The organism is Mycobacterium montefiorense, assembly GCF_003112775.1.
GTDB classification, from domain to species: domain Bacteria; phylum Actinomycetota; class Actinomycetes; order Mycobacteriales; family Mycobacteriaceae; genus Mycobacterium; species Mycobacterium montefiorense.
Window position 1 is genome coordinate 159,468 of the sequence record NZ_BFCH01000021.1, and the last position, 18,449, is coordinate 177,916.

Sequence of the window (18,449 nt, forward strand, 5' to 3'; positions counted from 1 at the left end):
GTGTTCAATAAACAGTTGTTCGCTGAGTTGCTCGGCGGCGGCGCGGCGCCGGGTGCGGCTACCCGAGGAAATCGGCACCCGAGCGGTCCGGGCAAGGGCGAGGTGAGACGGCCTACTAGGCCGAAAACACCGGAGTGCGCAAGGGGGGACTCGAACCCCCACGTCCTAAGACACTGGAACCTAAATCCAGCGCGTCTACCAATTCCGCCACTCGCGCCTGGGCGTAGCGATATTACCGCCTACCGGCCCGGCGGCCGGGCCAACGTCACATCGCGGGCGTCTTACCGACAGGCTCTCATAGAAATTTGGCATGCCTAACCTAACCTCAAAACGGGCTCGGGTAAGGTCAGCAAACCATGGACGGAGCTTCGAGCACCCAGACCGCAGACGAGTCGACTCAGGTATTGAAGCGCGAGCGCAAGGACCTATCCGAGGAGGTACGGCGCATCGGCCGGCCTCCGGTCCCCTTGCTGGACCCGCCGTACTATTTCCGTGCCGCCGCGAGCGACGACGCGGAGATGGTGTCTGAGTGGATGAATCTCCCTCACCTCGCCGAGACCTGGGAATACGCCTGGCCGGCGTCGCGCTGGCGCCAACACCTCGACGCGCAGCTCGAGGGGACCTATTCGCTGCCGTTGATCGGAACCCTGCGCGGCAAGGAGTGCGCCTACCTGGAGATTTATTGGGCAGCAAAGGACATGATCTCGCATCACTATGACGCCCAGCCCCACGACATCGGGCTGCACGCGGCCATCGCCGATCTGGCACTGGTCAACCGGGGATTCGGCCCGCGACTCCTGCCGCGAGTCATGACCAGCGTGTTCGCTCAGGAGCCGCGCTGCGAGCGGATCATGTTCGACCCCGATCACCGCAACACCGTTGTCCGCCGACTGTGCGAGTACGTCGGATGCCGTTGCCTGGGCGAGTATGAAGCGCCGAACCGGCGGATGGTGCTCTATGCGTTGGAGCGTCCTACCCAGTCCTCGTAGCCCTCGTGGTCGGCTTTCATGCCGGCCGCCACCAATTCCCAGAGGATTTCGTCGGTGCCGCCGCCAACCCGGGCCAGCTTCATGTCCCGCCACAACCGGCCGAGCGGTGTTTCGTCGACGAGATAACCTGCACCGCCGAAGATGTGCATGCACTCGCCGATGACTTCTTCGCCCAACCGTGCCGCGGTCACCTTGATACCCGCGGCCGCACGCAGATCCAGCCGCCCCTGAGCGGCGATGCCATGCAGCGCGAAGCGCAGCTGGTCGACGCGGGCCTGCAGGTCCGCCATCCGCAGCCGCAACGCCTGATGCTCGAACAGCGTTTGTCCGAATTGTCGCCGAACCATCATGCGGGCCAACGTAATTCCGATCACCCGCTGGCACGACGCCGCGATCTGTCCGGCAATCGACATCCGCTCGTGCGCCAATCCCCAACTGATCGCGGCCAGCCCGGTGCCGGCCCGTGCGACCATCGCGTCGGCCGGAACCCAGGTATCGATGTGAACGGCCGCGGTGTCCAGCGGCCCCGCCCCCACCTTGTCGTAAGGCCGCTGCACGTCGACATGCGTAGTCGGCACCGCCACCACGACGACATTGCCGTGCCGGCTGGACGAGTCGTGGTCGACGCTGCGCGCCACGACCATGATGTAGTCGGCGATGGGAGAAAGAGAAACGAACTTCTTGATGCCGCGGACTTCGAAACCGCCGTCACGCGAGCGAACTTCGGTTTCGACGATCTGCAGGTCCGATCCGCCGGATTCTTCCGAGGCGCCGATGCAGAGCACCGCATCGCCGCGGATTGCTTTTTCGCAGATGTCTTGCAGGTAGTCCGACTTGCCGAAACGGCGCAGCAGGGCGATGGCCGAGTCGTGCAGGCTTACGCCCACGCCGATCCCGGCGGACGCCAGGTGCCCCAGCGCGAAGGCAAGCTCCACGATTTTGCTGACATCAGGCTGGGCCTGGTCAGTCCACTTGGCAGCGAAGACACCGCTCGATCCCAGATGCTCGATGAGCTTACGCGGAAAGCGTTGCTGTGCTTCGGCTTCGGCTGTCCACTCCGAGACGCGGTCATCGAAGACCTCGGACAGCAACGCGCGATAGTCGGCATCGAAGACGGTTTGGCTTGTCGTTGTCATGTCAGTCCACCAGCTCAAGGGTGCGCCGCACTTCCAGACGGCGTAATTTGCCGGACGATGTGCGCGGCAGAGATCCCGGCGACATCAAGACCACGTCGGCGGGCACGATCCCGCATACCGACGCGATACGCCGAATCACCTCGGTGCGCGCCTGCGTCTGGTCGTCGCCTTTAAACTCGGCCGCCACGACCAGACCGGGACGGGCGGAACGCTCGCCGGTGCCCAGGGCAACCACGCAGCCTTCCCGAACCCCGTTGACTTGGGCCGCGATCAGCTCGATTTCCGTCGGGAAGATATTGCGTCCCGCAATCGAAATGATCTCCTTGGCCCGGCCACACACGACCAGGCCACCATCGTCGAAGAAGCCCAGATCTCCTGTGGGAAACCAATCCTCGCGATCGATCACCGGGTGTCCTAGGTAGCCATCCATCATCGACGTACCGCGTATCTCGATCTCACCGATCTCGCGGTCGGTCGTCTCGGAGTAGCGAGCGCTGGACACGACCCGTATCTCCATGCCCGCAACCGCCTGACCCAGAACGGCGTATTTGTGCGAACCGCTGGCATCCGAGACAGTAGCAACGCTCAATCCCGTGCCCAGCGCGGGTAGCGCGACCGCGCAGGTGGACTCGGCGAGCCCATAGGACGGCGCCAGCGCGTCCGCGTCAAATCCGAACGGCGCCATTGCTTCTGCGAACCGCGCGAACCCGTCGCAATCCACCGGCTCCCCACCGTTGAGCGCCACCCGCATCGCACTGAGGTCGACATCGGACACCAGCGACGCGTACTTGCCGAGGATGTTGTAGGCGAGGTTGGGCGCGGCGGTCATCGTCGCGCGGTTTTCCGACATCCACTTGAGCCAATTGAACGGCGACGCGGAGAACGCCGTCGGCGAAGCCAGCAACAGCGGCAGCCGGGCCAGCATTGCGGCGAGCACGCAGCTGAGTCCCATGTCGTGAAAGAGCGGCAGCCACGAGCAAACAACATCGCGGGACGCGTCGAAGCCGAACCGTTGATCAACCCCGCGCATGTTGCTAAGCACGGCGCCCGGAAAGAGCATGGCGGTTTTGGGCGATCCGGTCGATCCCGCCGTTCCCTGCAAAATGGCGGGGCCAACGGTTTCGGCGTGGGGAATGCCTGACGCCGAGCGGTTGGTGCGCGCCGCGGTTGCGAGGTCTTCAATCGTGATGCCCGCGGGCTCAACCGATTGCAGGCTTTCCAGGAATGAGCCGTGGCTCAGGACGGCGGTTACCCCGATCCCGGCGAACCGCGTCAGCGTCGACTCCGCCCAATGCCGTAACTCGGCGCCACGCACCGGCCCCGGCAGTATCGAGATTGCCGCGCCGGTCAGCCAGGTACCCTGGATCGCGGCGACGAACTCGACGGTGGGTTCGCCGACGAGCCCGACGACGGTGGGTCGGCCATGGTCGAGTAGCCAGGCCGCAACTCCTTCGGCCAGCCCGTGCACCTCTGGCCACGGGCGCCGTTGCCACTGCGAGGTCTCCTTGTCGAAGACGGACAAGTCGGAGGTCGCGGTCTGCATTGACCGCGTGATCGCCGTCGCGAGTTCGCTCATTGCGCTGTTTTTGCCGCGATCGCTGCGTCTAGATCGCCGACCGTGTCGCAGGTCAACAGTTCTTCCTCGGACAGCGCGACGCCGAGCCGCTCCTCGATGGCGACCATGCCGACAGCAAATGCCACCGAGTCCAATCCGACGTCGTCGATCAATCGGGCCTCGGGCGTGACCCGGGTCATGTCGACATTGAGCTCGTCACGCAGAATGCTTTGCAGCGCAGTCGTGACCGCGGAAGTTGGGGAGGCCATGGCGAGCGACCTTACACGTTGTCAGTAAGGCAAGGCTAGCCTACCCCTAGCCCGTGAGAGTTTTGCCACATCAGGTGTCCAGCGAACCCGCCGCGCTGCTGTCACTGCGCACCGAGAGCTCGCGGTACCGTCGAGGGGTGTCCAGCCAGGCCCATCCGAGGCGCCATCACCGGCCCGCCCTGATCATCCTGGTGATCGTCGCGGCCTGCGGCTGCCTGGCCCTGGGCTGGTGGCAATGGACCCGGTTTCAGTCGCCGTCCGGCTCCTTCCAGAACCTCGGCTACGCGCTGCAATGGCCGTTGTTCGCATGGTTCTGCGTCTACGCGTACCGCAATTTTGTTCGCTACGAGCAGGCTCCGCCGCAGCCGCGCAACCACGGCGCGGTGACCGAGATACCGGCCGGACTGCTCCCCGAGCGGCCGCAATCCGCGCAGCAACCGCCCGACGATCCCGCACTGCGGGAGTACAACGCTTACCTGGCCCAGCTCGCAGCCAAAGATGCCGAAAAACAGAATAGGACCACCGCATGACCACACCCGAGACACCCGGAGTCGCCTCCGCCGACCGCGTCCGCCCTTCCCTGCTCGGCTATCGGATCATGGCGTGGACGACGGGCCTGTGGCTGATCGCGCTGTGCTACGAGATCGTTTCGCACCTTGCGTTGCACCATGAGATCCGGTGGATCGAAGTGGTGCACGGTTGGGTGTACTTCGCCTACGTCCTCACGGCTTTCAACTTGGCGATCAAAGTTCGCTGGCCGATCGGCAAGACCATCGGTGTGCTGCTGGCCGGTACGATCCCGCTGCTGGGCATCATCGTCGAGCACTTCCAGACCAAGGAGATCAAGGCCCGCTTCGGCCTTTGAGGGCGAGCGTGCGGCGCCGCTTAGGCCAGAGCGCGCAAGGCGGGTAGCAACAGCGCCAGCGCGCGACCACGATGTGAGGCCGCGTCCTTCTGCTGCGGGCTCAGTTGCGCTGCGGTGCAGTCACTTCCGTCGGGTACGAAAACCGGGTCGTAGCCGAACCCGCCGTCGCCGCGTGGCGCGCGGACAATCGCGCCCGGCCACTCGCCGCGGACAACGACTTCGCCGCGGTCCCAGACGAGCGTGCAGGCGGACACGAACGCCGCGGAGCGCCGTTCGTCGGGCACATCACGCAACTGGGCAAGCAGCAGCGCGGTGTTCCCGGCGTCGTCGCCGTGGCTGCCCGCCCAGCGCGCCGACAGCACGCCGGGCATGCCGTTCAGCGCTGCCACTTCTAAACCGGAGTCATCGGCCACGGTGGCTAAACCCGTCGCGGCGAACGCATCTCGCGCCTTGGCCAACGCGTTGTCTTCGAACGTCGCACCGGTTTCGGGCGCCTCGTCGAACGGCGTCACATCGTTCAGCGACACCAGCGTCAGCGCCGTCAAGCCTGCGCCGTCCAGCACCCGGCGCAGTTCGGCCAGCTTCTTGGAGTTACGGCTGGCGACCAGCAGCCGTGATGAGCGCAAGCGCGGCGAAGCCGGGCGCGGCGGGTCATCACCTTGCGGCACGGTCAGCTTCCGAACGCCTTCGGCGAATTCGGCCCCTCGGGCAGCACACCCGGGTAGGGCAACTCCAGCGCCTCGCGCTGCGCGGCGAACAGAGCGTCGCACGCGCCGAGCGCCATGTCGAGCAGCTTGTCCAGCGTCGAGCGCGGGAACGTCGCACCCTCACCGGTGCCCTGGATCTCGACCAGGGTTCCGGTGTCGGTGGCGACGACGTTCATGTCGACCTCGGCGCGCGAATCCTCCTCATACGGCAGATCCACCCGGACCCTGCCGTCCACCACGCCGACGCTGACCGCCGCGATCGCGCACGACAACGGGCGCGGATCCGACAGCTTGCCCGCCGCCGACAGGTAGGTCACCGCGTCGGCCAGCGCCACATAGGCACCCGTGATCGCGGCGGTGCGAGTGCCGCCGTCGGCCTGCAACACATCGCAGTCGACGGCGATGGTGTTCTCCCCCAACGCCGCCAGGTCGATGCACGCGCGCAGCGACCGTCCGATGAGCCGGCTGATTTCCTGGGTGCGCCCGGACTGCCGGCCTTTGACCGATTCCCGGTCCGAGCGAGTGTGAGTAGCCGACGGCAGCATCGCGTACTCCGCGGTCAGCCAACCCAGTCCAGACCCCTTGCGCCAGCGCGGTACTCCCTCGGTGACGCTGGCGGTGCACAGGACTTTGGTTTGGCCGAATTCAATCAGTACCGAACCAGCGGGATTTTCGGTGAAACCCCGGGTGATGACTAGTGGGCGAAGCTCGTCGTCGTTGCGACCGTCTTCTCGTTTTGACACGACGCCACCCTAGTCCTCCGGGGCGGCGAAGGCCGGGTCGGTTGAATCAGACTCGTTCGGAGTGCCCAACATCGAACGTCTCGTTGCACACCACCGCGTGCACGGGACCGTCGAACTCGGCCTTGGCCTCACTGATCACATCCTCGCGCGCGGTCCACGGCGGGATGTGCGTCAGCAGCAGCTCGCGAACACCGGCCTGCGCCGCGACGCGGCCGGCTTCGGTGCCCGACAAGTGCAGGGCCGGCGGACGATCCGGCGCGTGCGTCCAGGACGCCTCGCAGAGGAACACGTCGGCACCGCGGGCCAGCTCGATGAGCTGATCGCAGAATCCGGTGTCGCCGCTGTAGACGAATGACGCACCGCTGGGATCGGTGATCCGCAATCCGTAGGACTCGGTGGGGTGCGCCACCACGCGCGGCGTGACGGACAGCGCACCGATGTCGACCGCCTCGCCATCGACCCAGTGACGGACGTCGAAGATGTCCGAGCAGTCGTCGATTTCACCGCCGTACGGTGACGACGCCGCGCCCAACCGCGACCAGGTGTCGCTCGGGCCGTACAGCATCGCCTTGGCCAGCGGACGGGCCGACGGATGGTAGCGGCGCCACACGAACAGGCCCGGCATATCCAGGCAGTGGTCGGCATGCAGATGCGACAAGAGCACCTGAACGGAAGCCGGGTCCGCGTAGCGCTGCAGAGCCCCTAGCACACCCCCGCCGAAGTCGAGAACCAGCGGTGGTGTGTCCGGTGCCCGAAGCAAATATCCCGACGCGGGCGAGTCCGGACCCACCACGCTGCCCGAGCAGCCGAGCACGGTTATTCGCACAGGCACTACTGTGCCATGCCCGGAACCACCATGAGAAAAACATCGCCGCATTGATGTGATGAGAATCTCTCTGGGGGCTAGCCAATGGGCGAGCGATGCACCGGCCGAACACCGACGACGGCGGGCCCCAGGAATCGGGCCGCCAATTTCGTGAAGGCCTCGGGGTCGCCGGTAGCTTCGAAAATGCGGGTCGCCGGCGCCGCGTCATGCGGACGCAGCAAATCCCGTTCGGTGAGCACCCGCAGCACTTCCTTAGCGGTCTCCTCGGCGCTGGAAACCAATGTCACATTTTCGCCCATCGCCAGCTGAATCAAGCCGGACAGCAGCGGATAGTGCGTGCATCCCAGCACCAGCGTGTCGACCTGAGCGCGTTGCAGCGGCTCCAGATACCCCTCGGCCAGCCCCAGCACCTGGCGCCCACTCGTCACGCCGCGCTCGACGAAGTCGACGAAGCGCGGGCAGGCCGCCGCGGTGATCTCGGTGTCGCGGGCGGCGGCGAACGCGTCCTGGTAGGCGTGCGAGGTGATGGTCGCCTGGGTGCCGATGACGCCGATGCGGCCGTTGCGGGTGGTGGCGACGGCACGGCGCACCGCCGGCAGGATCACCTCGACGACCGGCACGTCGTAACGCTCGCGGGCGTCGCGCAGGCACGCCGCGGAGGCCGTGTTGCAGGCAATCACCAATGCCTTTACACCGCGGCCGACCAGGTCGTCACCGATGGCCAGCGCGTGGGCGCGAACCTCGGGAATGCTGAGCGGACCGTACGGACCGTTGCCGGTGTCGCCGACGTAGACGATGTCCTCGTCCGGCAGTTGATCGATGATCGCGCGGGCGACTGTCAGTCCCCCCACGCCGGAGTCGAAGACCCCGACGGGCGCTAGCGGCGAACTCATGAGTGCGTGCCGGCTTTTCGCTTCGCCCGGGCCTTGCGTTCTGGAGCGGACAATAGGTACGCGGCCACGACACCGGCGATGGCACCGCACAAATGGCCCTGCCACGACACCCCACCGCATTGACCGAGCACCGGCATCGCGCCGAGCAGCACGCCGCCGTAGACGAACAGCACCACCAGGCCGATGAAAATATCGGTGAATCTGCGCACGAATATGCCGAAGACCAGCAGAAATGCCAGCCAGCCGAAGATCACCCCGGAGGCCCCGATGTGGTCCGTCGGCCCGCAATTACTACCCCAGTTGCCGATCAGCCAGGTGCCGAAGCCACCCAGGATCCAGACGATCGCGGTGGCCCACACGAACCGCGACATTCCGGCCAGCGTCATCAGAAATCCGAGCACCAGCAGCGGGATGGTGTTGGCCATCAGGTGCTGCCAATTGGCGTGCAGCACGGGCGCGAAGATGATCCCCCACAGGCCGTCGGTTTCCAGCGGCCTGATGCCGTTGGCGTCCAGGGAATGCCGCGACAGTTGGTCGAACAGCTCAACGAGGTAGAGCAGCCCGACGAAGGTGAGGATCGTGGCCCCGCCCACCATCCACCGCGGACGCTTGGTTGTCTGCGTCGCGGGTGTGCGCGAACTTCCGGCTGGCTGGCTCATGCCCACAACTGCCCTTCTAGAGCGTCTTCGGCATCATCCAGGCTACCGGCATAGGCACCTGTCGACAGGTACTTCCATCCGGCGTCGGCCACCACGAACGCGATGTCGGCGCGTTCGCCGGCAGCGAGCGCCTTGCCGGCGAGGCCCAGGGCGGCGTGCAGCACCGCGCCGGTCGAGATGCCCGCGAAGATGCCTTCGAACTCCACCAGCTCGCGGGTGCGACGGACCGCGTCCAGCGCGCCGACCGAGTAGCGCGTCGTCAAAAGGTCCGGGTCGTACAGCTCGGGGACGAATCCCTCGTCGACGTTGCGCAGCGCGTACACGCCCTCGCCGTAGCGGGGTTCGGCGGCCACGATCTTGACGCCGGGAACCTGCTCACGCAGAAACCGCCCGGTGCCCATCAGCGTGCCGGTGGTGCCCAGGCCCGCGACGAAATGGGTGATACCGGGCAGATCGGCAAGCAGCTCGGGGCCGGTGCCGTGGTAGTGCGCGTCGGTGTTGGCCGGGTTGCCGTACTGGTACAGCATCACCCACGACGGGTTGGCCGCGGCCAGTTCCTTGGCGGTGGCCACCGCGGTGTTGGATCCGCCCTCGGCCGCCGAGTTGATGATCCGCGCGCCGTAGAGCTCGAGCAGCTGGCGCCGTTCCACCGAGGTGTTCTCGGGCATCACGCAGATCAGCCGATAGCCCTTGAGCCGGGCGGCCATCGCGAGCGAGATCCCGGTGTTGCCGCTGGTGGGTTCCAGGATCGTCGCGCCGGGCGTCAGCAGCCCGTCCGCCTCGGCCTGCTCGATCATCCGCAGCGCCGGCCGATCCTTGATCGATCCGGTCGGATTGCGGTCCTCAAGCTTGGCCCACAGCCGCACATGCGGGCCATCCGCGCCATCGCTCCAGCGCGGCGAGAGCCGCGCCAGACCGACCAGCGGCGTGTTACCCAGAGCCTGCAACAGCGAGTCGTAGCGCGTCATGCGCCCCGCTTACCCACCCGCCACGGCGGGCAGGATGGTGACCGAGTCGCCGTCGGCGATCTCGGTGTCCAGGCCGCCGGAGAAACGCACGTCCTCATCGTTGACGTAGATGTTCACGAAGCGGTGCAGCTTGCCGGTGTCGATCAGACGCTCGGAGATGCCCGAGTAGTTGGCTTCCAGGTCGCTGAGCACGGCGCCCAAGGTGTCGCCACTCGCCGAGACGCGCTTCTCGCCGCCGGTGTGGGGCCTAAGGATGGTCGGGATGGACACGGTGACGGCTCATACGGGCCTTTCTCCGGACGGGTCAGTACTGCTCGACGATATCGACAGGTTCTTCGGTGACCTCGCCGTCGACGATGCGGTAACTGCGCAGCTCGTGGCGCTCGGGATCGCGCGTGGACACCAGCACATAGTGCGCATCCGGTTCGCCGGCCAGCTGGACGTCGGTGCGGCTCGGGTACGCCTCGGTCGAGGTGTGGGAGTGGTAGATGACAACCGGCACCTCGCCGGCGTCGTCCAGCGCCCGCCACACCTTGAGCTGTTCGTGCGAGTCGAAGCGGTAGAACGTCGGCGAACGCTCGGCGTTGGCCATCGGAAGGTGGCGTTCGGGCCGATCGGAGCCCTCGGGGCCGGCCAATATTCCGCACGCTTCGTCGGGGTGGTCGCGGCGGGCGTGCGCAACCATCGCGTCCACCAGATCGGCGCGAATCGCCACCACCTCAATCGCTCCCTTTCCCGAATGCACCGGGCAACGTGTCGCGGTAAGTCGGTATTCCGGCGACCGACTCGGCCGCCAGCATGCCGACCAGCACCGCGCGGGCCAGGCAGTCCGCCGCCGCGGCGCCCACCTCGGTGACCAGCCGCGTCTCCGGAGACATCCCGGCGGGCGCGTCAGCCACCGGTGGCACCTCGACCGCCCCGGTGGCGAGCGCGAAAACCGTGTCGCCGTCCAGCGGGGTGTGCGATGGCCGCACGGTGCGGGCCAAGCCGTCCTGAGCGGCGATCGCGATGCGCCGGCACGCCGCCGAACTCAGCGCCGCGTCGGTCGCGACCACGGCGATCGTCGTATTGAGCGGATCCAGCGAAGAACGCAGCGCAGCGAGCGCGTCGATCTGGCCGGCAGGCGGAGGCGTCAGCGCGAACTCCTCGATCAATTCCGCCATCCAAGGCAGCCCGGTGGCCCGGTCCACGACATCGCCGACGGAGTTGACCACGACGACCGCGCCGACGGTGACGCCGCAGGGCAGCGTCGTCGACGACGTTCCGACACCACCCTTGAGTACACCGGCTCGCGCCCCCACCCCGGCGCCGACCGTACCGACGGCCATCTGGACGTCGGCGGCCTCGCACGCGGCGTAACCGAACTCCGCCGTCGGCCGGCAAGCCCAGCCGCCGACCGGCAGGTCAAAGATGACCGCGCCCGGCACGATGGGAACCAGGCCGCCATCCATCGCCAGGCCCCGCTCGTGTTCCTCCAGCCAGCGCATGACGCCGTCGGCGGCCGCCAAACCGTAGGCGCTGCCACCGGCGAGCAGCACCGCGTCGACGAACCGCACCGTGTTGGCCGGGTCCAGCAGATCCGTTTCGCGCGTGCCAGGTGCGCCGCCGCGGCAATCGACGGCGCCGACGGTGCCCGGCGGTGTCAGCACGACGGTGACGCCGCTGGCCCACCCGGCGCCCATGGACGCGTCGGGGTCCAGCCGATGGAATTGGCCGACGCGAATGCCGCCGACATCGGTGAGCGCGTTCATCCCACGGACTTGCCCATCAGCACCAGCACCAGGTACTCCTGCAGGACGGTCAGCCACTGGTAGACGTCGAAATGCGTGGCCATCGGATGCTCGATCGGCAGACGTTCGGGCCCGTCGGGGCCGATCTCGAGCATGACGCCCAGCGCCAGGCGAATGTCGTTGACGGCCGAGATCCAGGCGTTCGCCTGGTCCTCGGACAGCTCGAACCGTCCGCCGCTTTGCGGAACCGTATCCAATAACTGCTGTGCCGCAACACGTTTGGCGTCGATGATCTCCGGCTCGTGCAGACTGCGTAGTGCGGCGTTGAGACCCTCGGGTGTCTCGGTGCCGGCGTTCGAGGCATCTTCGTTGCGCGATCGGTAGAAATCGGGCAGCAGCCGGCGCAGCGTCGGATCCCCGGGAGGTTCCGAATTTCCGGTCTTGATTCCGGTGATCTCTTCGAGTTCGTCTGATGGCGAAGCGGATTCGCGTTCGTCGAGCAAGTCGATCAACGCGTTGACCAGGTTCTTGAGCAGGTCGGCCTCGTGCGCAGCCAAGGACGAACGGAAGCGGGGGCCGTCGGCGGTGTCGACCCGTTTCCATTTGCGCACAAGAAATCCCGAATACCCTCGAATTTCAGCGGTCCTGCTGCAGCGTCGCCCACAAACCGGCGGCGTGCAGCTTGGACACGTCGACTTCCATTGACTCGCGGCTACCGGCCGACACCACTGCCCTGCCTTCGTTGTGCACCTGCAGCATCAGTTTGGTGGCATGCGGTTCGCTGTAGCCGAACAGTTTCTGGAATACATACGTCACGTACGTCATCAAATTGACGGGATCGTCCCACACGATCGTGACCCAAGGACTGGCCGTGACCTCCACTGGAGCGGACTCGCGCTGTCCGGTGGTGCCGGGCTTGGCGGGCGCTGACGCAGCAACCATGACCTCCAGAATACCGAGCCGCCGGCTGCAAGCAGTTAGCCGTTACCGTTGGGAGAATGAGCGAGCCGGCCTTAGCTGGGCTGTTGACCGACAAGTACGAGCTGACCATGCTGGCCGCGGCGCTGCGCGACGGTGCCGCCGAGCGCCGGACCACGTTCGAACTGTTCGCCCGCCGGCTTCCGGAGGGGCGGCGCTACGGCGTGGTCGCGGGCACCGGGCGTTTGCTGGAAGCTTTGCCGCAGTTCAGGTTCGACGACGAAGCGGGTGAGTTGCTCGCGCAGTTCCTCGACCCTGACACCTTGCGTTATCTCCGCAGTTTCCGGTTCACCGGCGACATCGACGGCTACGCCGAAGGCGAGCTGTATTTTCCCGGCTCTCCGGTGCTGTCGGTGCGCGGCAGCTTCGCCGAATGCGTAGTGCTCGAAACGCTGGCGCTGTCGATCTTCAATCACGACACGGCCATCGCGTCGGCGGCGGCGCGGATGGTCAGTGCCGCCGGCGGACGCCCGCTGATCGAGATGGGATCACGCCGAACCCACGAACGTGCCGCCGTTGCCGCCGCCCGGGCCGCCTACATCGCCGGTTTCGCCGCGTCATCCAACCTGGAAGCCGGGCGTCGCTACGGAGTACCTACCGAAGGCACCGCCGCGCACGCATTCACCATGCTGCACACCGCCGACGATGGACCCGACGAGCTCGCGGCATTTCGCGCGCAGGTCGACGCGCTGGGTGTGGGTACCACGCTGCTGGTCGACACCTACGACGTGACAACCGGGGTGGCCAACGCCGTGGCAGCTGCCGGCGCGACGCTCGGGGCCGTGCGGCTGGACTCCGGTGAGCTCGGAATGCTGGCTCGCCAGGTACGTGAGCAGCTCGACCAGCTGGGCGCCACCCGCACCCGCATCGTGGTGTCCGGCGACCTCGACGAGTTCTCCATCGCCGCGCTGCGTGCCGAGCCGGTGGACAGTTACGGCGCCGGCACGTCGGTGGTGACCGGCTCGGGCGCACCGACCGCGGGCATGGTCTACAAGCTGGTCGAAGTCGACGGCATACCGGTGCAGAAACGCAGCAGCCACAAGGAATCCCACGGGGGGCGCAAGGAGGCGCTGCGACTGTCCCGCCCGACCGGCACGATCACCGAAGAGGTCGTATATCTGGCCGGCGATCCGCCCCCGGCCACCGAACCGTTCCGGCTGCTGAGCACGCCGCTGGTCCGCGGCGGCGAGGTGGTGGCCGGCACGGATCGCGCGGCCCTGGCCGCAGCCCGCGAACTGGTGGCCTCCGGCCTGCGCAGCCTGCCGTGGGAGGGCCTGAAGCTGGCGCACGGCGACCCGGCAATTTCGACGGTACGTATCCGATAACGTCGACGACGTGTCGGAGTCCGTGCCCAAGCTGCTGGCCATCGCCGTGGCCGCGCTCGGCGGCAGCGAACGCAGCGGCCAGCTGGAGATGGCCGAGGCGGTCGCGCGAGCATTCGAAACCGGTGAGCACCTCGCCGTGCAGGCGGGCACCGGAACCGGCAAGTCGCTGGCGTACCTGATTCCCGCGATTGTGCGCGCAGTCGCCGACGAGATGCCGGTGGTGGTCTCGACGGCAACGATCGCCCTGCAGCGTCAACTTGTCGATCGCGACTTGCCGCGGCTGGCCGACTCACTGGCCGATGCGCTCCCGCATTCACCGCGGTTCGCGTTGCTCAAGGGTCGGCGAAACTATCTGTGCCTGAACAAAATTCACGGAGGCGTTCTAGGCTCCGCCGACGAGCCGGATGGCGACGAGGAACGGCCACAAGAGGAGCTCTTCAACCCGATGGCCGCCAGCGCGCTGGGCCGCGACGTGCAACGGCTTACCACCTGGGCCTCGACCACCGACTCGGGTGACCGCGACGATCTCAAACCCGGTGTGCCAGACCGATCCTGGGTGCAAGTCAGCGTCTCAGCGCGGGAATGCCTCGGGGTGGCCCGCTGCCCATTCGGCACGGAGTGCTTCTCCGAACGCGCACGCGGCCGCGCCGGCGTGGCGGATGTCGTCGTCACCAATCATGCCCTGCTGGCCATCGATGCCGTCTCTGAATCGACAGTGCTGCCCGAACATTCGCTGCTGGTGGTCGACGAAGCGCACGAGCTGGCCGACCGGGTGACATCGGTGGCCACCGCGGAGCTGACGTCGGCCGGCCTTGGTGTCGCCGCGCGGCGAATCGCTCGACTGGTGAATCCGGAGTTGATCCAGCGCCTGGAGGCGACGACCGCCACCTTCGCCGCGGCCATCCATGACGCCACCCCGGGCCGAATCGATCACCTCGACGACGAGATGGCGACCTACCTGCGAACGCTGCGCGACGTGGCCGGCGCGGCGCGGTCCGACATCGATACCACCAGCGACGCGAAGGCAGCCGCGGCGCGAGCGGAAGCCGTTGCGGCACTGAGCGAGATCACCGATACCGCATCGCGGATCCTGACGTCGTTCGGGCCCGCGATCCCCGATCGCACCGAAGTGGTCTGGCTGGACCACGAGGACAACCGGGGTACACCGCGACCGGTGCTGCGGGTAGCACCGCTGACGGTGGCCGGGTTGCTGCGCAACCACGTCTTCACGCGGTCGACGACCGTGCTGACCTCGGCCACGCTGACAGTCGGCGGTTCCTTCGACGCGATGGCCTCGGCATGGGGTCTGACCGGATCCGACGATAGTGCGGTCTACCCGCCGTGGCGCGGCCTCGACGTAGGCTCGCCATTTGAGCATACGAAGGCTGGAATCCTTTACGTGGCAGCGCATCTGCCGCCGCCAGGGCGCGACGGCACCGGCTCGGCCGAGCAGCTCGCAGAGATCGCCGAACTGATCACCGCCGCCGGCGGGCGCACCCTGGGCCTGTTCTCGTCGATGCGCGCCGCCCGGGCCGCCGCCGACGCGATGCGCGAACGGCTGTCCACCCCGGTGTTGTGTCAGGGCGACGACAGCACCTCGGCGTTGGTCGAACAGTTCAGCGCCGACGCCGAGACCTCGCTGTTCGGCACGCTGTCGCTATGGCAGGGCGTCGACGTGCCGGGACCGTCGCTGTCGTTGGTGCTGATCGATCGCATCCCGTTCCCCCGGCCGGACGACCCGCTGCTGGGTGCCCGGCAGCGCGCGGTGGCCGCTCGCGGCGGCAACGGCTTCATGGCCGTCGCGGCCAGCCATGCGGCGCTGCTGCTGGCGCAGGGTTCGGGTCGGCTGCTGCGCCGCATCACCGACCGTGGCGTGGTGGCAGTGCTCGACTCGCGGATGGCCACCGCCGGTTACAGCGGTTATCTGCGCGCGTCGCTGCCGCCGTTTTGGCAGACCACCAACACCGCGCAGGTTCGCGGTGCCTTGGAGCGGCTGCGGGTCGCTCCGGACGGCCTGCCCGCCTGACCCGGGCTATCGAGCCAATGCCACCAGGCCGAGTTCGTTGCCGGCCGCGAGCATCGGGTGATGCGGCAGCACCCGGACCGTGTAGCCGACCGCACCCGCCACCGGCAGCGAAGTCGTGGTCGAGAAGACCTGGTTGCCGCCTTCGGCGGTGCCGGTGTACGACATTTCGACGGTGACCGGGTCCAGCAGCGCGTCACCGGAATCGACCCGGCCCACCACCGCCTCCACCGTCACCTCGTCGGACGCGAGACCGGCCAGCTGCACGGTCGCGGTCAGGGTGAGCTTCGAGCCGAGCACCGGAGTATCAGGCAGACCGGTGGAGTCGACGTCGGTGATCGCAACCTTGGGCCACGCCCGCTCGGCGCGCCGCCGGTAGTCGGCCAGCTCACGCGCGGCGCCGAACGTGCCGTCGCCGGTGTCAGCGATGGTCTTGCGCAACGAATCGGCCGCCGGCAGGTAGTACTGCTCGACGTAGTCGCGCACCATCCGGGAAGCCAGCACCTTAGGCCCGAGCGTTCCCAAGGTGTGCCGCACCATTTCGATCCAGCGCGGCGGCACCCCGTGTTCGTTGCGTTCGTAGAACTTCGGCGCCACCGCTTGTTCCAGCAAGCCGTACAGCGCAGTGGATTCCAGCTCGTCACGACGGGCCTCGTCGCTGACGCCATCGGCCGACGGTATCTCCCAACCGTTTTCGCCGTCGTACCACTCGTCCCACCAACCGTCGCGGATGGACAGGTTCAGACCGCCGTTGAGCGCGCTCTTCATTCCCGATGTGCCGCAAGCCTCCAGCGGCCGCAGCGGGTTATTCAGCCAGACATCGCAGCCCCAATACAGCAGCCGGGCCATGGACATGTCGTAGTCGGGCAGAAAGGCGATGCGATGGCGCACCTCGGGCCGGTCGGCAAACCGCACCACTTGCTGGATCAGCGCCTTGCCCCCGTCGTCGGCCGGGTGTGACTTGCCGGCGACGATCAGCTGGATCGGCCGTTCCTCGTTGAGCAGCAGCTGTTCCAGACGGTCGGGGTCGCTCAGCATCAGCGTCAGCCGCTTGTACGTCGGTACTCGTCGAGCGAATCCGACAGTAAGCACATTAGGATCGAAAGCCGTTGCAATCCAACCTAATTCAGCGTCGGAAGCGCCGCGCTCCAGCCATGAGCGGCGCAGCCGGCACCGCACGTCCTCGACGAGAAGCGCGCGCAGCTGCGAACGGATCCACCACAGGTGGCCGGAGTCGACTTCGCGCACTCGCAGCCACACGCCCGGGTCGCTGAACGAGTCCGACCCGGCGAGCTCGCGGCCCAGCTGCAGCCACTGCGGCGCCGCCCAGGTGCGGGCGTGCACCCCGTTGGTGATCGACCCGATCGGCACCTCGGCACTGTCGAATCCCGGCCAGAGTTCGCTGAACATGGCCCGGCTTACCCGGCCGTGCAGTAACGAGACGCCGTTGGCACGCTGCGCGAGCCGTAAGCCCATGTGCGCCATGTTGAATTTGGTCTCGTCGTCCTCGGCGCCGAGCGCGAGCACCCGCTGGATCGGCACACCCGGTAGCAACGCGGGCTCGCGATCGTCGGGGGCCTCGGCCAAATGATCGTCGAAGTACTGCCGAATCATGTCGACCGGGAAGCGGTCGATGCCGGCGGGCACCGGCGTGTGGGTGGTTAACACGGTGGCCGATCGCACCACCGCCAAGGCAGTCTCGAAGTCCAATCCCGAATCGGTGATCAGTTCGCGAATGCGTTCCACGCCGAGAAACCCGGCGTGCCCCTCGTTCATGTGGAACACCTCGGGGGCGGGCAGGCCCTCGATCGCGGTGAACGCGCGAATGGCCCGCACCCCGCCGATGCCGGCCAGGATCTCCTGGCGCATCCGGTGTTCCTGGTCGCCGCCGTACAGCCGGTCAGTGACGCTGCGCAGCTCGTGCTCGTTCTCGGGGACGTCGGAATCCAGCAACAGCAGCGGAACCCGGCCCACCTGTGCCACCCAGATCCGCGCGGACAGGCGCGCGGAGTCAGGCAGGGTCAGGTCCACCAGCGCGGGATCCCCGGCGGCGTCGGTGAGCAATCGCAGCGGGAGTCCTTGCGGATCCAGCGATGGATACGTCTCGTTCTGCCAGCCTTCCGCAGTCAGCGACTGACGGAAATATCCGGAGCGGTAGTACAGGCCGACCGCGATCAGCGGCACGCCCAGATCGGACGCGGACTTGAGATGATCACCGGCAAGGATGCCCAGGCCACCCGAGTAGTTGGGCAGCACCTCGGCAACGCCGAACTCCATCGAGAAGTACGCGATACCGTCAGGCATCGCGATACCGGCGTCCTGCTGTTGCTGGTACCACAGCGGACGGCTCAGATAGTCGTTCAAGTCAGCGGACAGCTCGTCGAGCCAGCGCAGGAACTCCTCGTCGAGTGCTAACTCGTCGAGACGCGCCGGGTTGACCGCGCCCAGCATGGCCACCGGGTCCCTGCCGCAATTCGCCCACAGCTCCGAATCAATGCTCGCGAACAGGTCTTGCGTCGCCTTGTCCCAGGACCATCGCAAATTGATGGACAACTGTTCGAGTGCGGCGAGCCGCTCGGGCAGGTGGGCGCGGACGGTAAAGCGACGGAGGGCTATCACACATGACCACCTTACTGAGGATCGCCAGACTCGCAGGATCAGTGTCGACGGTTCGCCATTGGGCGTGTGTGACCTGACACTAGGGTGGGTACGGGTAGTTAATGGGGCCGCAAAGACGCTTCCCCAGCACAGGAACTTTCCCCACGAGACGATGTTTCTTCAGA

At 66.9% G+C, this 18,449-nt stretch carries 19 protein-coding genes, 1 tRNA gene and 1 pseudogene; 5 read left to right on the forward strand and 16 right to left on the reverse strand.

Annotated features, from left to right (window positions below):
• Window positions 1-135: 135 nt before the first annotated feature.
• Window positions 136-217 (reverse strand) — tRNA-Leu (locus DB708_RS20420).
• Window positions 218-356: 139 nt separating this feature from the next.
• On the opposite strand from DB708_RS20420, the gene DB708_RS20425 reads away from it, so the two are divergent.
• Window positions 357-989, forward strand: coding sequence for a GNAT family N-acetyltransferase (locus DB708_RS20425; protein ID WP_108925096.1), 633 nt, complete (start codon window positions 357-359; stop codon window positions 987-989).
• Here DB708_RS20425 and mbtN read toward each other — a convergent pair.
• From mbtN to DB708_RS20440, 3 genes and pseudogenes are all read right to left on the reverse strand, one after another.
• Complete coding sequence (mbtN, locus tag DB708_RS20430; RefSeq protein ID WP_108925098.1) at window positions 956-2,125, reverse strand: mycobactin biosynthesis acyl-ACP dehydrogenase MbtN; 1,170 nt, start codon at window positions 2,123-2,125, stop codon at window positions 956-958. The genes DB708_RS20425 and mbtN overlap by 34 nt on opposite strands.
• Before the next feature lies 1 nt (window position 2,126).
• The gene (gene mbtM, locus DB708_RS20435) at window positions 2,127-3,701 is read right to left on the reverse strand and encodes a long-chain-fatty acid--ACP ligase MbtM (RefSeq protein ID WP_108925100.1); all 1,575 of its coding nucleotides are present in this window, start codon (window positions 3,699-3,701) and stop codon (window positions 2,127-2,129) included.
• Window positions 3,698-3,952: pseudogene (locus DB708_RS20440) on the reverse strand (acyl carrier protein); the annotation flags it as partial. The pseudogene DB708_RS20440 and the gene mbtM, both read right to left, overlap by 4 nt.
• 134 nt (window positions 3,953-4,086) lie before the next feature.
• On the opposite strand from DB708_RS20440, the gene DB708_RS20445 reads away from it, so the two are divergent.
• Complete coding sequence (locus DB708_RS20445) at window positions 4,087-4,479, forward strand: hypothetical protein (protein WP_108925288.1); 393 nt, start codon at window positions 4,087-4,089, stop codon at window positions 4,477-4,479.
• On the forward strand, window positions 4,476-4,814 hold the full coding sequence (locus DB708_RS20450; protein WP_108925104.1) for a DUF3817 domain-containing protein: 339 nt from the start codon (window positions 4,476-4,478) through the stop codon (window positions 4,812-4,814). The genes DB708_RS20445 and DB708_RS20450 overlap by 4 nt, the downstream gene beginning before the upstream one ends.
• Window positions 4,815-4,834: 20 nt before the next feature.
• Here DB708_RS20450 and rdgB read toward each other — a convergent pair whose 3' ends face one another.
• The 11 genes from rdgB to clpS all read right to left on the reverse strand — a co-directional run bounded on the left by rdgB (window position 4,835) and on the right by clpS (window position 12,282).
• The gene (gene rdgB / locus DB708_RS20455; protein ID WP_108925290.1) at window positions 4,835-5,440 is read right to left on the reverse strand and encodes an RdgB/HAM1 family non-canonical purine NTP pyrophosphatase; all 606 of its coding nucleotides are present in this window, start codon (window positions 5,438-5,440) and stop codon (window positions 4,835-4,837) included.
• A 44-nt stretch (window positions 5,441-5,484) separates the two neighbouring features.
• Window positions 5,485-6,264 (reverse strand): ribonuclease PH, encoded by a 780-nt coding sequence (gene rph / locus DB708_RS20460; RefSeq protein WP_108925106.1) that lies wholly within the window; start codon window positions 6,262-6,264, stop codon window positions 5,485-5,487.
• A 46-nt stretch (window positions 6,265-6,310) separates the two neighbouring features.
• The gene (locus DB708_RS20465; protein ID WP_201263570.1) at window positions 6,311-7,096 is read right to left on the reverse strand and encodes a cyclic nucleotide-degrading phosphodiesterase; all 786 of its coding nucleotides are present in this window, start codon (window positions 7,094-7,096) and stop codon (window positions 6,311-6,313) included.
• 71 nt (window positions 7,097-7,167) lie between these two features.
• Window positions 7,168-7,983 carry a glutamate racemase gene (gene murI, locus DB708_RS20470; protein WP_108925110.1) on the reverse strand — a complete coding sequence of 272 codons (816 nt, stop codon included), beginning with the start codon at window positions 7,981-7,983 and terminating at the stop codon, window positions 7,168-7,170.
• The gene (locus tag DB708_RS20475) at window positions 7,980-8,642 is read right to left on the reverse strand and encodes a rhomboid family intramembrane serine protease (RefSeq protein ID WP_108925112.1); all 663 of its coding nucleotides are present in this window, start codon (window positions 8,640-8,642) and stop codon (window positions 7,980-7,982) included. Before DB708_RS20475 ends, murI begins: the two co-directional genes overlap by 4 nt.
• Window positions 8,639-9,610: a cysteine synthase gene (locus tag DB708_RS20480; protein ID WP_108925114.1), complete on the reverse strand. Its 972-nt coding sequence runs from the start codon at window positions 9,608-9,610 to the stop codon at window positions 8,639-8,641. Before DB708_RS20480 ends, DB708_RS20475 begins: the two co-directional genes overlap by 4 nt.
• Window positions 9,611-9,619: 9 nt before the next feature.
• The gene (locus DB708_RS20485; protein ID WP_108925116.1) at window positions 9,620-9,880 is read right to left on the reverse strand and encodes a MoaD/ThiS family protein; all 261 of its coding nucleotides are present in this window, start codon (window positions 9,878-9,880) and stop codon (window positions 9,620-9,622) included.
• Between the two features lie 34 nt (window positions 9,881-9,914).
• Window positions 9,915-10,355 (reverse strand): M67 family metallopeptidase, encoded by a 441-nt coding sequence (locus DB708_RS20490; protein WP_108925118.1) that lies wholly within the window; start codon window positions 10,353-10,355, stop codon window positions 9,915-9,917.
• A complete protein-coding gene (locus DB708_RS20495; RefSeq protein ID WP_108925120.1) occupies window positions 10,330-11,361 on the reverse strand; it encodes a P1 family peptidase in 1,032 nt (343 codons plus the stop codon). Before DB708_RS20495 ends, DB708_RS20490 begins: the two co-directional genes overlap by 26 nt.
• Window positions 11,358-11,951, reverse strand: a complete 594-nt coding sequence (gene aosR, locus DB708_RS20500) for an oxidative stress transcriptional regulator AosR (RefSeq protein WP_108925122.1) — start codon at window positions 11,949-11,951, stop codon at window positions 11,358-11,360. Before aosR ends, DB708_RS20495 begins: the two co-directional genes overlap by 4 nt.
• A 25-nt stretch (window positions 11,952-11,976) precedes the next feature.
• Window positions 11,977-12,282, reverse strand: a complete 306-nt coding sequence (gene clpS, locus DB708_RS20505; protein ID WP_108925124.1) for an ATP-dependent Clp protease adapter ClpS — start codon at window positions 12,280-12,282, stop codon at window positions 11,977-11,979.
• A 56-nt stretch (window positions 12,283-12,338) separates the two neighbouring features.
• On the opposite strand from clpS, the gene DB708_RS20510 reads away from it, so the two are divergent.
• Both DB708_RS20510 and DB708_RS20515 read left to right on the forward strand, forming a co-directional pair.
• On the forward strand, window positions 12,339-13,643 hold the full coding sequence (locus tag DB708_RS20510) for a nicotinate phosphoribosyltransferase (RefSeq protein WP_108925126.1): 1,305 nt from the start codon (window positions 12,339-12,341) through the stop codon (window positions 13,641-13,643).
• A 10-nt stretch (window positions 13,644-13,653) separates the two neighbouring features.
• A complete protein-coding gene (locus DB708_RS20515) occupies window positions 13,654-15,669 on the forward strand; it encodes an ATP-dependent DNA helicase (RefSeq protein WP_235616867.1) in 2,016 nt (671 codons plus the stop codon).
• A 6-nt stretch (window positions 15,670-15,675) separates the two neighbouring features.
• On the opposite strand, the gene glgP is transcribed toward DB708_RS20515, so the two are convergent.
• Window positions 15,676-18,285: an alpha-glucan family phosphorylase gene (gene glgP, locus DB708_RS20520; RefSeq protein ID WP_108925128.1), complete on the reverse strand. Its 2,610-nt coding sequence runs from the start codon at window positions 18,283-18,285 to the stop codon at window positions 15,676-15,678.
• Window positions 18,286-18,449: the final 164 nt, after the last annotated feature.